7 protein-coding genes are annotated in these 16,395 nt (G+C 67.4%); all 7 read left to right on the forward strand.

All coding sequences use genetic code 11. The features are described from left to right. Positions 1 to 52: 52 nt before the first annotated feature. A complete protein-coding gene (gene mutA, locus ABIA30_RS03920) occupies positions 53 to 1,882 on the forward strand; it encodes a methylmalonyl-CoA mutase small subunit (protein WP_370063315.1) in 1,830 nt (609 codons plus the stop codon). 2 nt (positions 1,883 to 1,884) lie between these two features. Next, positions 1,885 to 4,164, forward strand: a complete 2,280-nt coding sequence (gene scpA / locus ABIA30_RS03925; RefSeq protein WP_370062244.1) for a methylmalonyl-CoA mutase — start codon at positions 1,885 to 1,887, stop codon at positions 4,162 to 4,164. A gap of 10 nt (positions 4,165 to 4,174) precedes the next feature. Then, positions 4,175 to 5,149: a methylmalonyl Co-A mutase-associated GTPase MeaB gene (meaB, locus tag ABIA30_RS03930; protein WP_370062246.1), complete on the forward strand. Its 975-nt coding sequence runs from the start codon at positions 4,175 to 4,177 to the stop codon at positions 5,147 to 5,149. A gap of 147 nt (positions 5,150 to 5,296) precedes the next feature. Beyond that, positions 5,297 to 6,535: a serine hydrolase domain-containing protein gene (locus tag ABIA30_RS03935; RefSeq protein WP_370063317.1), complete on the forward strand. Its 1,239-nt coding sequence runs from the start codon at positions 5,297 to 5,299 to the stop codon at positions 6,533 to 6,535. Positions 6,536 to 7,138: 603 nt separating this feature from the next. After that, entirely contained in the window at positions 7,139 to 13,405 is a 6,267-nt protein-coding gene (gene pks2 / locus ABIA30_RS03940; RefSeq protein WP_370062248.1) for a sulfolipid-1 biosynthesis phthioceranic/hydroxyphthioceranic acid synthase, read from the forward strand. Between the two features lie 63 nt (positions 13,406 to 13,468). Further along, positions 13,469 to 14,959, forward strand: a complete 1,491-nt coding sequence (locus ABIA30_RS03945) for a condensation domain-containing protein (protein ID WP_370062250.1) — start codon at positions 13,469 to 13,471, stop codon at positions 14,957 to 14,959. Between the two features lie 4 nt (positions 14,960 to 14,963). Next, positions 14,964 to 16,361, forward strand: a complete 1,398-nt coding sequence (locus ABIA30_RS03950; RefSeq protein ID WP_370062252.1) for a hypothetical protein — start codon at positions 14,964 to 14,966, stop codon at positions 16,359 to 16,361. Positions 16,362 to 16,395: the final 34 nt, after the last annotated feature.

Raw genomic sequence — 16,395 nt, forward strand, 5'->3', positions numbered from 1 at the left:
CTGCGACGAGGAGGTCTCGGTGTCCGTACAGGAGTCTGGTTCCAGCACCGGCATGTTGGAAGCCGGTCGGGAACGTTGGCGCGTCGGGGTTGCCGGGGTGCTCGCGAAGAGCACCCGAAAGGAACCCGCCGAACTCGGTGGGGAGCCTGAGCGGCTGCTCGATACGCCGACCTACGACGGTGCCGCGATCCGGCCGCTCTACACCGGGTTGGACGCGCTGGCAGAGCCGGCTCTGCCCGGCCGGTGGCCGTACACCCGCGGCGGTGACGCCAACCGCGACGTGCTGTCGGGTTGGAAGGTCGCCGAGTCGTTCCCGATCGTCGCGGACAGCGATGCCGGCACTGTGAACGGCACAGTCCTGCTGGCGCTCACCGAGGGCACCAGCGCCCTGTCTGTGCGAGTCGGTGACGGCGGCGTGCCTGCCGAGCAGCTCGACCGCGTCTTCGAGGGCGTCTTCCTCGACCTCGTGCCGGTCGTCCTACACGCCGGAGCGGACTACGCCGCTGCGGCCGAACAGGTGTTGGAACTTGTGCAGGCGTTCGACGAGGAGCAGCGCAGCCGGCTGTCGGTCGACTTCGGTGCCGATCCGCTGACCGCAGCACTGTCGGGCACCACGTCCGGCAGTGAGCAGGACGTGGTGGCCGTCGCGGCCAAGTCGGTCGCCTTCGCCGGCGGAGTTCGCGCCATCACCGTCGACGGGGCGGCGCTGCACAACCTGGGCGCCAGCGCATCACTGGAACTGGCGGGCGCGATCGCCGCCGGTGTGGCCTATCTGCGCCTGCTCGCCGACCAGGGCATCACCGGAGCCGATGCGCTGCGGCAGATCAGCTTCCGACTCGCCGCCTCCGACGACCAGTTCGAGACCATTGCCAAATTGCGTGCGGTACGCCAACTTTGGGCTCGCGTGGCCGAGGTGGTCGGGGAACCGGGCGCGGGAGCCGCGGTCGTGCATGCGGTCACGTCCAAGGCGATGATGTCCCAGCGCGATCCTTGGGTGAACATGCTGCGCACCACGGTCGCCGCATTCGCCGCGGGTGTCGGCGGCGCGGATACCGTTCTGGTCGACCCATTCGATGCCGTGATCGAGGGCGGACTGCCCGGTACCGCAGTCAGTTTCAGCCGGCGTATGGCCCGCAACACCCAGCTGTTGTTGCTCGAAGAATCGCATCTGGGCCGGGTCCTCGATCCTTCCGGCGGCTCGTGGTTTGTCGAGGACTTGACTGCCACCCTGGCACAGGAGGCCTGGAAGCGCTTCCAGGACATCGAATCTCGTGGCGGCTTCGTCGCCGGCAGCGATCATCTGGCTGCCGAGATCGCCGCTGTCGCGGCCGTCCGGTCCGACGACATCGCACACCGCCGGACCGCGCTCACCGGCATCAACGAGTTCCCGAACCTGGACGAGACGGCGCTGCAGCCGCCGTCGCGGACCGGATCACTGCCGGGGGTGAACCGCTACGCCGCCGCGTTCGAGGCGCTGCGGGACCGTTCCGATTCCTTCCTGGCCGAGCACGGCAAGCGTCCGCAGGCGGTGCTGCTGCCGGTGGGCCCTCTGGCCGAGCACAACATCCGCACCACGTTCGCCTCGAACCTGTTGGCATCGGGCGGTATCGAGGCCATCAACCCGGGCACTGTGGACGCCGCGGGCGTGGCTGCGGCCGCGGCCGGTCACCACGCGGCCGTCGTCTGCGGTACCGACGCCCGGTACGGCACCGAGGCGTCCGACGTGGTCAAGGCCGCCCGAGACGCCGGCGTGAGCCACGTCTACCTGGCCGGCCCGCAGCGCGCGGTCGCCGACGCGGCCGATCAGCCGGACGACTACCTGACCATGAAAATCGATGCCGTCGAAGCTCTTTCGACCCTGCTCACCCGATTGGGGGCATGAGAATGACCAGTTCAACCGATGTCGCCAAGGTGCCGAATTTCGCCGAGGTACCGCTGCAGGGCGATGCCCCGGACGCACCGACCCTGCCGACCGTCGACGCACACGTCACCGGTGCCGCGCAGGCTCACGGCTATACCGCCGAGCAGCTGACGTGGTCCACACCCGAGGGCATCGACGTCAAGCCGGTGTACATCGCACAGGACCGCAATGATGCTGCGGCCCAGGGCTATCCGCTGGACACCTTCCCGGGTCTGCCGCCGTTCATCCGCGGCCCGTACCCAACCATGTACGTCAATCAGCCGTGGACCATCCGCCAGTACGCCGGCTTCTCGACGGCTGCCGAATCCAACGCGTTCTACCGGCGCAACCTGGCCGCCGGGCAGAAGGGCCTGTCGGTGGCCTTCGACCTGGCCACCCACCGCGGCTACGACTCCGACCATCCGCGCGTGCAGGGTGACGTCGGAATGGCGGGCGTGGCAATCGATTCCATCCTCGACATGCGCCAGCTGTTCGACGGCATCGACCTCGGTCAGGTCAGCGTTTCGATGACCATGAACGGCGCCGTGCTGCCGATCCTGGCGCTGTACGTGGTGGCCGCCGAGGAGCAGGGAGTGCCGCCGGAGAAGCTGGCCGGCACCATCCAGAACGACATCCTCAAAGAGTTCATGGTCCGCAACACCTACATCTACCCGCCCAAGGCGTCGATGCGGATCATCTCGGACATCTTTGCCTACACCAGCACCAAGATGCCGAAGTTCAACTCCATCTCGATCTCCGGCTACCACATCCAAGAAGCCGGTGCCACGGCCGATCTGGAGCTGGCCTACACGCTGGCCGACGGCGTCGAGTACATCAAGGCAGGCCTGGATGCCGGCCTGGACATCGACAAGTTCGCGCCGCGCTTGAGCTTCTTCTGGGGCATCGGCATGAACTTCTTCATGGAGGTGGCCAAGCTGCGGGCCGGCCGGTTGTTGTGGAGCGAGCTGGTCGCCCAGTTCGACCCCAAGACCGACAAGTCACTGTCGCTGCGCACCCACTCGCAGACCTCGGGCTGGTCACTGACCGCGCAGGACCCGTTCAACAACGTGGCTCGCACCTGTATCGAGGCCATGGCCGCAACGCAGGGCCACACCCAGTCGCTGCACACCAACGCCCTGGACGAGGCGCTGGCGCTGCCGACCGACTTCTCGGCCCGCATCGCCCGCAACACCCAGCTGCTATTGCAGCAGGAGTCCGGCACCACGCGCCCGATCGATCCGTGGGGTGGTTCGTACTACGTCGAGTGGCTGACCCACCAACTCGCCGAGAAGGCTCGCGCCCACATCACGGAGGTCACCGAGCACGGTGGCATGGCGCAGGCCATCGGCGAGGGCATCCCGAAGCTGCGCATCGAAGAGGCCGCCGCCCGGACCCAGGCGCGAATCGACTCCGGCGCGCAGACGGTGATCGGCGTCAACAAGTATCAAGTGGACGAGGACCAGGAGATCGAGGTCCTCAAGGTCGAGAACAGCCGGGTGCGCGCCGAGCAGATCGCCAAGCTGCAGCAGCTGCGCGCAGACCGCGATGAGGCCGCCGCCCAGGCCGCACTCGCCGAACTGACCCGCGCGGCCGGCGAGCGTGGGGGTTCCGGCGGGCAGGAGCGAAGCGACTCGGGGATTGAACCCAGTCTGGACAACAACCTGATGGCGCTGGCGATCAACGCCGCCCGCGCCAAGGCCACCGTCGGTGAGATCTCCGATGCGCTGGAGTCGGTGTACGGCCGGCACCAGGCCGAGATCCGCACCATCGCCGGGGTCTACCGGGACGAGGTCGGGAAGGCCAGCAACATGACTGCCGCTACCGAATTGGTGGAGAAGTTCGCCGAGGCCGACGGACGTCGTCCGCGCATCTTGGTGGCCAAGATGGGCCAGGACGGCCACGACCGCGGCCAGAAGGTGATCGCCACTGCGTTCGCCGACATCGGCTTCGACGTGGACGTCGGCTCCTTGTTCTCCACCCCCGACGAGGTGGCGCGTCAGGCCGCGGACAACGACGTGCACGTGGTGGGTGTGTCGTCGCTGGCGGCCGGACACCTCACCCTGGTTCCCGCGCTGCGCGACGCGTTGGCACAGGTGGGCCGCCCGGACATCATGATCGTGGTGGGTGGCGTGATCCCACCGGGCGATTTCGACGAGCTCTACCAGGCTGGTGCCGCCGCGATCTTCCCGCCCGGGACGGTGATCGCCGATGCGGCCACCGGCCTGCTGGGCAAGCTCGCGCAGCGTCTGGGCTACCAGCTCTGATGCGCCGGGCATGACGACGCCGGTTCCTGAACTCGCTGCCAGGATCCGGGCCGGCGATCGTGCGGCGTTGTCGCGTGCCATCACGCTGGTCGAGTCGACCCGCCAGGACCACCGCGACAGCGCCCAGCAGTTGCTGCTGGAGCTCATGCCGGAGGCCGGCAGTGCGTTGCACGTCGGCATCACGGGCGTGCCAGGGGTGGGCAAGTCGACGACCATCGAGGCCCTCGGGATGTACCTGATCGACCAAGGGCATCGGGTCGCGGTGCTCGCGGTCGATCCGTCCTCGACGCGCACCGGCGGGTCGATCCTGGGGGACAAGACCCGGATGGCGCAGTTGGCCGTGCATCCCGACGCCTACATCCGGCCGTCGCCGACGTCGGGCACCCTTGGCGGGGTGGCCAGGGCGACCCGCGAGACCGTGGTGCTGATCGAGGCCGCCGGCTACGACGTGGTGCTGATCGAGACGGTCGGCGTCGGCCAATCCGAGGTGACCGTGGCCAATATGGTGGACACTTTTGTGTTCCTGACACTGGCCCGCACCGGCGATCAGCTACAAGGCATCAAGAAGGGTGTCCTTGAGCTTGCTGACGTCGTGGTGGTGAACAAGGCCGACGGCGAGCACGCAATCGAGGCGACGGCCGCAGCGCGGGAACTCGCTAGTGCGCTGCGGTTGATCTATCCGCGCGACACGCTGTGGCGACCACCGGTGCTGACCATGAGCGCACTGCACGGAGACGGCCTGGCCACGCTGTGGGACACCGTCCTCAAACACCGCGAAACCCTCACCGCCGCAGGTGAATTCGATGCTCGTCGACGAGATCAGCAGGTGGACTGGACGTGGTCCATGGTGCGCGACGCGGTGCTCGATCGGGTGTTGTCCAATCCCGATGTGAAGGCCCGGCGGGCCGACCTGGAACGCCAGGTACGCGACGGTGAGTTGACGCCCACGCTGGCGGCCCAGCAGATCATCGATCTCGCGTACTGATCGCGGCATGGACGCCACCCTCCAGCAAACACCTCACCTAACGGATTGGTAACGCCTGGATAATTTGCCGGGGACGCGAGTAATCATTGGATCGTGAACGATTCGGATCGCCGTGAACGCAATGTGACACCGCTGCGTCAGGTCGGGATGCGGCTGCCACACGGCACACAGGGTGCCGCCGACCCCAACTTCGCCTGTGTGGCGCGGACCTTCTCCGCCATGTTTCCCGGAAATCATCTCGGCGGCGGCGCGCTGTCGGTGTACCTGGACGGCGTTCCAGTGGTCGACATCTGGACCGGTTTCGCCGACCGCGACGGGACCCGGCGATGGGACGCCGATACCGGGACCATGGTCTTCTCTGCCACCAAGGGCATGGCCTCCACGGTCATCCATCGGCTGGCCGACCGCGGCCTGATCGACTACGACGCGCCGGTGGCCGAATACTGGCCGGCCTTCGCGGCCAACGGCAAGGCCGCCGTCACCGTCCGCCAGGTCATGCAACACCGTGCCGGGCTCTCTGGGCTGGCTGGCGCGACGCTTCAGGAGATGCTCGACCATCGCCGGATGGAGGAGCAGTTGGCCGCCGCGCCGATGGGCTGGATGCGCGGCCAGCCGGCCTACCACGCGATCACCTACGGTTGGTTGATGTCAGGCCTGGCCCGTGCGGTGACCGGCCGCGGAATGCGCGAGCTGTTCCGCACCGAACTGGCCGCGCCGCTGGACACAGACGGCATCCACCTCGGCCGTCCACCGGTCGAAGCGCCGACGCAGCCGGCCCAGATCATCGGGCCTCAGCTGCGGCTACGCACCCCGGTGTGGGATGCGATTGCCCGCCGGCTCGCGGCGTTGCCGATGTCGGCAGGGTTCGCCTCGCTGTACTTCAGGGGGATGGTCAGTGCCGTCCAGGGCGACATACCGATGCTGGACAGCGAGCTGCCAGCCGCCAATGGGGTGATGACCGCGCGCGGTTTGTCCCGGGTGTACGGCGCCATCGCCAACGGAGGCCAGATCGACGGCCAGCAGTTCCTGTCCTCTCGGCTGATCGCGCAATTCGGCGGCCCGGGCAGCTTGCGGCCCGACGGTAATCTCGGGTTGCCGATGGATTTCAACCTGGGTTATCACGGCCTGCCGTTCCCCGGCGGCCTTCCGGGCTACGGACATGTCGGGCTGGGCGGATCGCTCGGCTGGGCCGATCCGGACAGCGGAGTCGGCATCGGATTCGTGCACAACAGGTTGCTCACACCACTGATGCTTGCCGATCAAGCCGGTTTCGTCGCCCTCGCCGCAATGATTCGGCGTGGCGTCACGCAGGCGCGCAGCAACGGCTTCACGCGTGTCGCCGAGTTCGGCGCGTCGTACCGCGATCCGGCCTCGGTGGCGGGCTGAGCAGGAGTGGGCAAACATTTCGGTTCGCGGCTGCGGACCGGCCGGCGAAGTCGTCGGCGAACCGGTACCGCCTTCGCTGCGCGATCGGGCGTGTTCGACTCTTTTTTCGGCGTCGGAGCTACTAAAAAGCTCTCGTACTATAAGTATGTTCATAGCCAGGGCGGGGTTAGCAGGCCGCCAGCCTGTATAGATGCCGCAGCCGACCTGTTTGCTATTCATCGGAAGTGGCGGAGCAGCACGAACGCCGAGATTGCTGTCCGTCCGAAGCATGTCGACACAGCCCCACGCGAGGTTCGCTGGAGCCCGCTATGCTTGCGCGCCGTGGCAGCTTTGAAATCACCGCGAATCATCGCGGTCGCAACGACGCGACTCGCATGATGCGCCCCGAAATCCGGTGCTCGGTGATGAAACGAAGTCACGGTCGGTGCCGGAATTTCGGTCAAAGAACGATCGTGAATCAGCGCATCAGTTAATTTAAGCCGTTAGGCTTTTGATGCGCTTTTGCTAAAACGGCAAATACAGTTTGGCGAACGCACCCTGGACCGCCGGTGTGACAACCGGGAGTCGGTATCGGCGGCAGGCTGCAGGAGAGGTGGAGATTACGTGGCTGGGACGCCGGCAACGCCCGTCGCAATCATCGGTATGGCTTGCCGCCTCCCCGGGGGCATCGAGTCACCCGAGGAGTTGTGGGAGTCGCTGTTACGCGGTGACGACAAGGTCACCATCGTGCCGCGGGACCGTTGGGATGCCGAGGAGTACTACGACCCCGAGCCCGGGGTGCCCGGCCGCTCTGTGTCCAAGTGGGGCGCCTTCCTCGACGACGTCGCGGGCTTCGACGCCGACTTCTTCGGTATCAGCGACCGCGAAGCCACCGCAATCGATCCTCAGCACCGCCTGATGATGGAGACCGCCTGGGAGGCGGTCGAACACGCCGGCATCGATCCGAAGACTCTGTCCGGCTCACTTACCGGGGTGTTCCTGGGTATGACGCACGGCGACTACCAGTTGGTCGCGGCCGATGCGCACGCCATCGAGGGTCCCTACGGCTTCACCGGCAACAACTACAGCATGGCTTCGGGCCGGATCGCCTACCACCTCGGTGTGCACGGCCCCGCGTACACCGTCGACTCCGCCTGCTCGTCGAGCCTGCTGGCCGTGCACATGGCCTGCCGCAGCCTGCACGACGGCGAGAGCGACGCCGCGCTGGCCGGTGGCGTGAACATCGTGCTGGAGCCGCGCAAGATGTCCTCGGGTTCGGCGCAGGGCATGCTCTCGCCGACCGGCCACTGCCACGCGTTCGACATCGACGCCGACGGCTTCGTCTCTGGCGAGGGTGCCGTGGTGCTGATGATGAAGCGCCTCGACGACGCGCAGCGCGACGGCGACCGAATCCTGGCCGTGATCCGGGGCACCGCCTCCAATCAGGACGGCCACACCGTCAACATCGCAACCCCGGGCGAGGAAGCTCAGGTCGCGGTCTACCGCCGCGCGCTCGATGTCGGCGGCGTCGACCCCACCACGATCGGATTCGTGGAGGCCCATGGCACCGGCACCCCGGTCGGCGACCCGATCGAGTTCGGCAGTCTTGCGAGGGTCTACGGCACCGCGGGTCCGTGCGTCATCGGTTCGGTCAAGACCAACCTGGGCCATGCCCAGTCGGCGTCGGGCGCCATCGGGTTGATGAAGGCCGTTATGGCCCTGCAGCACGGCGTCGTGCCCAAGAACCTGTACTTCAATCAGATGCCGCCGGAGATTGCCCGGATCAAGACCGAGCTGTTCGTGCCACAGACCAACACCCCGTGGCCGACCACCAACGATCACCCGCGCCGCGCCGCGGTGTCGGCATACGGCCTGTCCGGCACCAACGTGCACGCGGTGCTGGAGGAGGCTCCCGCTGCACCGCGCGTGATCGACACCGAACGGCCCGCGCTGACCGCACCGTTCATCTTCCCGATCTCCTCGACCTCGGCAGACGAGCTGCGCCAGACCGCCGGTCGGCTCGCGGACTGGGTCAGCGCCCAGACCGACCAGCCCGATCTCGGCGACGTGGCCTACACGCTGGCACGCCGCCGGGCCCACCGTCCGGTACGCACCGCGGTGCTGGCCGACAGCTCACGCACCCTGGTCGACGCGCTGCACGAGGTGTCGGGCGGCGACGTGCCGTTCCAGCGCGCGGCCGGTAACGATTCCGTCGGCCCGGTGTGGATGTTCTCCGGCCAGGGTTCGCAGTGGGCCGCCATGGGAGCCGGGCTGATGGCTACCGAGCCGGTGTTTGCCGCGACGATCGCGGCGATCGAGCCGCTGATCGAGGAGGAGTCGGGTTTCTCGGTCACCGAGGTGATCACCGCGGCCGAGACCGTCACCGGTATCGACCGCATCCAGCCGGCCGTGTTCGCCATGCAGGTCGCCCTGGCCGAGACCTTCAAGTCGTACGGCATCACGCCCGGCGCGGTGATCGGCCATTCGATGGGCGAGTCGGCCGCGTCGGTGGTCGCCGGCGCCCTGTCCCTGGAGGACGGCGTCAAGGTCATCTGCCGCCGCTCGAATCTGATGCTGAAGGTGTCCGGCTCCGGCGCCATGGCCTCCGTGGAGCTGCCGGCCCAGCAGGTGCTCTCCGAACTCGGTGCGCGTGGCGTCGGCGATGTCGTGCTGGCCGTGGTGGCATCACCGACGTCGACAGTGGTCGGTGGTGACAAGGCCGCCATCCGCACGCTGATCAGGGAATGGGAAGAGCGCGGCGTGATGGCCCGCGAGGTGGCAGTGGATGTCGCATCCCACACCCCGCAGGTCGACCCGATCCTCGATGAGCTCGCCGATGCCCTCGAGGACCTGGACCCCGAAGAGCCGACCGTGCCGTACTACTCGGCCACCCTCTACGACCCGCGTGACCCGGCCGATTTCGATGCCGACTACTGGGTGGAGAACCTGCGCCACACCGTGCGCTTCGGCGCCGCGGTTCAGGCCGCATTGGAGGACGGCTTCCGCGTCTTCGTCGAGCTGGCTCCGCACCCGCTGCTGGTGCACGCGGTCAACCAGAACGCCGGACACCAGGACATCACCATCGCGGCGCTGGCCGCGATGCGGCGTGATCAGAGCGTGGACAACGGCCTGCGCGAGGTCGTCATCGACTTGCACAGTGCCGGTGCAGCAATTGATTTCGCCGCGCAGTATCCCGACGGCACCCTCGTCGACGTGCCGTTGCCGACCTGGACGCGCACTCACCTGATCCTCACCCGCGACCCGCACGAGCAGGCTCCGGGCGGGGCCTCGCTCGCGGTGCACCCGCTGCTGGGTGCGCACGTGCGCTTGCCCGAGGAGCCGGAGCGGCACGTGTGGCAGTCCGATGTCGGCACCGGTGTGCAGGCCTGGCTGGGCGACCACCAGGTGCACAACGTGGCCGCCATGCCAGGCGCCGCGTACTGCGAGATGGCGCTCGGTGCGGCCCGCTCGGTGCTCGGTAATGAGGCAGTCGAGGTCCGCGATGTCACCTTCGAGGCGATGCTGCTGCTCGAGGACGAGACCCCACTGTCGGCCGTCGCAACCACGGCGACCTCCGGTGACATCGAGTTCCTGATCGAGACCTACGTGGACGGCGAGCAGACCCGTCGGGCTGCGGCCACTCTGCACCCCCTCGAGGACGACGCGGTACGCCCGGCCTACGACATCACCAAGCTGGTGTCGTCGCACTCCGGCGACATCGACGGCGGGGAGCTGCGCAGCTGGTTCGCCGATCGGGGAATCCAGTACGGCCCGGCCTTCACGGGCTTGGCAGCCGCACATACCGCGGCCGGCCATACCGTGCTGGCCGAGGTGGCCCTGCCCGGTGCGATCCGGTCGCAGCAGAGTGCCTACACGGTCCATCCGGCGTTGTTGGATGCCTGCTTCCAGGCCGTCGCCGCTCACCCGGACCTGCACCAGGACGCCACCGGCGCACTGATGTTGCCGCTCGGCGTGCGGCGCCTGCGGGCGTTCGATTCCACGCGTAACGCGCACTACTGCTACGTGCGGCTGGGCGCGGCGACTCCGACGGCCGTCGAGGCCGACATCGACGTGCTCGACGAGAACGGCTGCGTGCTGCTGGCGGTGACCGGCCTGCGGCTGGGCACCGGGGTGTCCGAGGCCGGCCAGCGCGACCGGTTGCTCAACGACCGTCTGCTCGGTATCGACTGGCGCACCCAGGAGGCACCCGTCGCTGACGTGGTGGATCCGGGCAGGTGGCTGCTGATCAGCCTGTCCGACGATGACGCAGACGTCGCGCCGCTGGCAGACGCGCTGCGGTCGGATGAAGCTGAGGTCGCCGTCATGGCGTGGCCGGCCGATGCCGACCACGCGGCGAATCTGGAAGCGCTGCAGACGACCTTGACGGCCAAGCCGTTCAAGGGTGTGGTGTTCGCAACCGAGCCCCAGCAGGGTTCGACCGATTTCGGCACTGCCCAGCGGGGTGCCGCAGTGGTACGCCAGTTGGTGCACGGCCTGCAGGGGCTGCCTGACGTTCCGGGCCAGCCGGCGCGGTTGTACGTGCTGACCCGTGGTGCTCGCACTGTGCTCGGTGATGACGTCGCGAACCTCGAGCAGGGCGGTATCCGCGGCCTGCTGCGGTCCATCGGCATGGAGCACCCCGGCCTGCGGCCGACCCAGATCGACCTCGACACACAAACCGATATCGCCCTGGTCGCCGCCGAGCTGCTGTCCGGATCGGACGAGGACGAGACCGCCTGGCGGTCGGGTGCCTGGTACACCGCGCGCCTGAACCTGAGCCAGCTGCAGCCCGAGGAACGCCACACCAAGGTGGTTCACCCTGAGCATGACGGCATGGCGCTGCAGGTCCGTACACCGGGTGATCTGTCGTCGGCCGAGCTGGTGGGCTACGACCGGGTGGCTCCCGGACCGGGGCAGATCGAGGTCGCGGTCGCGGCCTCGAACCTCAACTTCGCCGATGTCTTGGTGGCGTACGGCCGGTACCCGAGCTTCGAGGGGCGGCTGCCCGAGCCGGGCGCCGACTTCGCGGGTGTGGTCACCGGGGTTGGGCCCGGCGTGACCGACCATCAGATCGGTGACCGGGTCGCAGGTATCTCGCTCACCGGTGCGTGGAAGACGTTCGTCACCTGCGATGCCAACCTGGCGGTGAAGATCCCGGACGATCTGCCCGAGGGCAGTGCGGCGGCGGTGCCCAGCGCCCATGCCACGGCGTGGTACGGCCTGCACGACCTCGCCCGGATCAGCGCCGGCGAGAAGGTGCTGATCCATTCGGCCACCGGCGGTGTCGGACAGGCGGCGATCGCGATCGCCCGTGCGGCCGGCGCCGAGATCTACGCCACCGCAGGTAGCGACGAACGTCGAAACCTGTTGCGCAGCTGGGGAATTGAGCACGTCTACGATTCGCGTAGCACGGCTTTCGCCGACGAGATCCGGCGGGACACCGACGGCTACGGCGTTGATGTGGTGCTCAACTCGCTCACCGGTGCGGCGCAGCGCGCGGGTGTCGAGTTGCTGACGTTCGGCGGCCGGTTCGTCGAGATCGGCAAGCGCGATATCTACGGCGATACCCGGATGGGCCTGTTCCCGTTCCGCCGGAACCTGTCGTTCTACGCGCTGGATCTGGCCCTGCTGACGCTCACCAACCCGAGCATCACCCGCGGCATGCTGGTGGCGATCTTCGACAAGATTGCCGACGGCACCCTGCCGGTACCGCAGACCACGCATTTCCCGCTCAGCGACGGCGCCACCGCGATCCGCCTGATGGGCGCGGCCGGTCATACCGGCAAGTTGGTGCTCGACATCCCGCACACCGGCGAGTACGAGGTTGCGCTGGGACCGGATCAGGCGCCGGTGTATCGAGCCGACGGTTCGTACATCGTCACCGGCGGCCTCAGCGGTCTGGGTCTGTTCCTGGCCGGCAAGATGGCCGACGGCGGTTGTGGACGCATCGTGTTGAACTCGCGCTCGGAGCCGACCGGCCCGACCGCGAAGGCGATCGACGAGATCCGTCGCGGCGGCACCGAGGTCGAGGTGGTCCTGGGCGACATCGCAGCGCCGGAAACCGCCGCCCGCCTGGTGGCGGCGGCTGAGCAGACCGGTAAGGCGCTCTCAGGTGTGTTGCACGCCGCAGCCGTGGTCGAGGATGCGACATTGGCAAATATCACCGATGAGCTGGTGGACCGCGACTGGGCACCCAAGGCGTACGGCGCGTGGCATTTGCACGAGGCCACCGCCGGTCGCTCGCTCGACTGGTTCTGCTCGTTCTCGTCTGCGGCCGCCATGGTGGGTTCGCCCGGTCAGGGCGCATACGCCGCGGCCAACAGCTGGCTGGACGCCTTCACCAGCTGGCGCCGGGCCCAGGGACTACCGGCGACCTCGATCGCCTGGGGTGCCTGGTCCAAGATCGGTGCGGGTCAGGGTTTGGCCGAAGATGACACGATGGCAATCGAACCGGAAGACGGCGCTTACGCGTTCGACATGCTCGTCCGGCACAATCGGGCCTACGCCGGATATGCACCGATCGCAGGGGCGGATTGGCTGGTCGCGTTCGCTCAGACCAGCAAGTTCGCTGAGTCGTTCGCGAGCCTGGGACGGGGCCAAGGCGGCACCAGCGAATTCCTCAACGAGTTCCACTCATTGTCCGAAGATGAGCGGCCTGCGCGTTTGCGGCGGCTGATTACCGACGCAATGAGTATGATCCTTAGGCGGTCTGTCGATCCTGACCGTCCGCTTGCTGAGTACGGATTGGATTCGCTCGGAGCTCTGGAGCTCCGAACCCGGATCGAGTCCGAAACGGGCGTCCGCATCGGTTCGTCGGATATCACGAACGTGCGGGCACTGGCAGATCGCCTCGGTGAGGCGATCTTGGGAACGGCGGCCACGTCGTCATGACGAGTCATTACACAGCGTCAGAGATGCCGCGCACAGAACTCACCGAAGTACAGGAGAGTGAACATGGTTGCGATTAGAGCGATCCACGACTGGATGGGCTCCGCGGGCGTGCTGGTGTCGTGGAACCCTTCGACGGCGTCGTATGCCAAATTGAAGAACGCACCGGTCAGCGACGTACCGGTGAGCTACCAGCAGGCGCAGCACATCCGTGCCTTCCGGTCGCACCAGACCAACGGCACCGACATGGCCCGGCTGAACATCCCGGCCTGGGACATGCCCGGTAAATGCGACATCCGCGCCATGACCCACGTCATCAACGCCTATGTACGTCGGCACGACACCTTCCACAGTTGGTTCGAGCTGAACGATGACAACGACGTGGTACGGCGCACCGCCAAGAACCCCCGGGACATCAAGCTTGTTGCCACCGAGCACGGTGAGATGACGGCCGCACAATGGCGCGAGCATGTGCTGGCCACCCCGGATCCGCTGCAGTGGGACTGCTTCCACTTCGGCATCATCCAGCGCGAGGACCACTTCACCTTCTACATCAGCATCGATCACGTCCACACCGACGCGCTGTTCATGGGGTTGGTCCTGGTCGAGATTCACCTGATGTACGCGGCGCTGATCAGTGGCGCCCCGCCGATCCAGCTGACCGAGGCCGGCAGCTACGCCGACTACTGCACGCGCCAGCAGGAGTTCACCTCGGCACTGACGGTCGAGTCGCCCGAGGTCAAGGACTGGATCAAGTTCGCCGAGGCGAATGACGGCACGCTGCCGCGTTTCCCGCTGCCGTTGGGTGATCCGACGGTGGCGTGCGGCGGTGAGCTGTTGACCGTCCGCCTGATGGACAAGCACCAGTCCGAGCGTTTCGAGTCAGCCTGCCTGACCGAGGGCGCCCGCGTCATCGGTGGCGTGATCGCGTGCGCGGCGTTGGCCGAGTACGAGGTCACCGGCCGCGAGATGTACAACGTCATCACCCCGACGACCACGCGCAGGACACCTGCCGAGTTCATGACCACCGGGTGGTTCACCGGTATCGTTCCGATCAGCGTGCCGGTCGACCCGGAGTCGTTCGGCGTCACCGCACGGGCGATCCAGAAGGCGTTCGACTCCGGACTGGAGCTTGCGCACGTGCCGTTCGAGCGGGTGCTGGAACTGGCCGAGGGTGTCGTGCCGGGTATCCGCAAGCCGGATCCGGGCGTGCCGATGGTGTCCTACCTGGACACCAACCTGCCTCCGTTGTCGCCGGCGATCATGAACGAGTGGGAGCGGCTCAACGGCCGGGTCTACAGCGACGCCCGTTCGGCGTACCAGGTGGGCATCTGGGTCAACCGGGCCGAGAAGGAGACCACGGTGACCATCGCGTTCCCGGACAACCCGATCGCCCGTGAATCGATCGACAAGTATCTGCATGCCATGAAGGCGATCTACCTGCGGGTCGCCGACGGCGGATGGTCGACGATTCCGGCACCGGGCGGCACCGGTCGCTCCGACGCCCTGCGCCACAACGGCTGCCGTACCGACCTGATTCGGGCTGTGAAGGGCTGATTGGGTGACGACGAGCGCGGGTGAATTGCGCGCCCGCTCGCTGCGACGTTTGACGGGTACCGAGGGCAGTGGCGACGACGTCCTGGCTTACGTGGACCAAGCCATGTTCCTGGGCTTGCGCGCAACCGGGCAGGCTGCCGTCATGCAGTCCGTCTGGGTGTACGAACATCCCGTCGACATGGATGGGCTACGGCGCTTCCACTACAACTTCGGCCACGGGCTGTGGGGACGACGGATCGAACCGTCGATTCTGCCGTTCGGTCGTCATCGTTGGGTGTCCTCGCTGGGCCCGCCGCTGCCGATCCGGATCGAGGAAGTCCGGCCGCGCTCCGAGCTCAGTGACTGGCTGGACGAACACGCGCAGGTTCCGCTGGACCCCGAGTGGGGGCCGTCCTGGGAGCTCGCGGTGCAGCCGCTCGATGACGGGGCGACGGCGCTGAGCCTGGTGGTGTCGCACTGTGTCGGTGACGGGGGCGGCATGCTCCGCGCGATGGCCGACGCCGCACTGGGGCGCATCGACGACACCGCTTACCCGCAGCCGGCGTCGCGCACGCGGCTGCGGGCCGTCCGCGCCGATCTGCGCCAGACCGTGCGGGACCTGCCTCAGGTCGGCCGGGCCCTGGTGGCCACGGCCAAGCAGGGCTGGAAGCAGCGCGACCAACTGCGTGCGATGGGCTCCTCCGGCGGTGCACCAGCGTCGGTCGGCGCCGAAAACGTTGTGGTGCCGGCAATTTGGGCGTTTGTCGATACCGACGAATGGGACCGCCGGGCTGCCGAGCTGGGCGGCAATCACCATTCCCTGGTGGCAGCGTTCGCGGCCAGGTTGGCCATGAACCTGGGCCGGTTCGACGAGTCCGTCGGTGTCGTTCCGCTGATCGTGCCGATCGATGATCGTTCGCCGGGGGACACCCGGGCGAACGCGGTATTGCTCGGCAATGCCCGGATCGATCCGCGGGGTGTGAACCAGGATTTGTCCGGGACGCGCGCCATCATGCGGGAGGCGATCCGGCAGATGCACGAGGAGCCCGACGAGCGCTATGAGGTGTTGCCGCTGACTCCGTTCGTCCCGAAGCGTGCGGTCACCCGCACCGCCGATCTGGCGGTCGGCTTCGGGGAACAACCGGTGTCCTGCTCGAACGTGGGCAACGCACCCGAAGCCGTGGCATCGCCTGACGGCACCCGGGCCGAGTACATGATGGCCCGCGGGGTCGACGGGCAGATCTCCCGCGATGTGCTCGAGCATCGCCACGGGCTGCTCACCGTGATCGTGATGCGGGTGAACGGCAAGGTGGCCATGCCGGTGATCGGTTATCAGCCGGGCGCGATCAACACCAAGGACCAGCTGCGCAAGCATGCTGAAGAGACGCTGGCCGAATTCGGGCTCTCCGGCGTCTACCTTTAGTCTGAAGTCCACCTAATCGAATGCCTATCGGAGG

Source organism: Mycobacterium sp. MAA66 (assembly GCF_041261665.1).
Classification (GTDB): domain Bacteria; phylum Actinomycetota; class Actinomycetes; order Mycobacteriales; family Mycobacteriaceae; genus Mycobacterium.

What these genes read in the sequence shown, in the direction of transcription:
- ABIA30_RS03945 (WP_370062250.1), top strand. Translation starts at nt 13,469, where the DNA reads ATGGTTGCGATTAGAGCGATCCACGACTGGATGGGCTCCGCGGGCGTG.
- mutA (WP_370063315.1), top strand. Translation starts at nt 53, where the DNA reads ATGTTGGAAGCCGGTCGGGAACGTTGGCGCGTCGGGGTTGCCGGGGTG.
- ABIA30_RS03935 (WP_370063317.1), top strand. Translation starts at nt 5,297, where the DNA reads ATGCGGCTGCCACACGGCACACAGGGTGCCGCCGACCCCAACTTCGCC.
- meaB (WP_370062246.1), top strand. Translation starts at nt 4,175, where the DNA reads ATGACGACGCCGGTTCCTGAACTCGCTGCCAGGATCCGGGCCGGCGAT.
- scpA (WP_370062244.1), top strand. Translation starts at nt 1,885, where the DNA reads ATGACCAGTTCAACCGATGTCGCCAAGGTGCCGAATTTCGCCGAGGTA.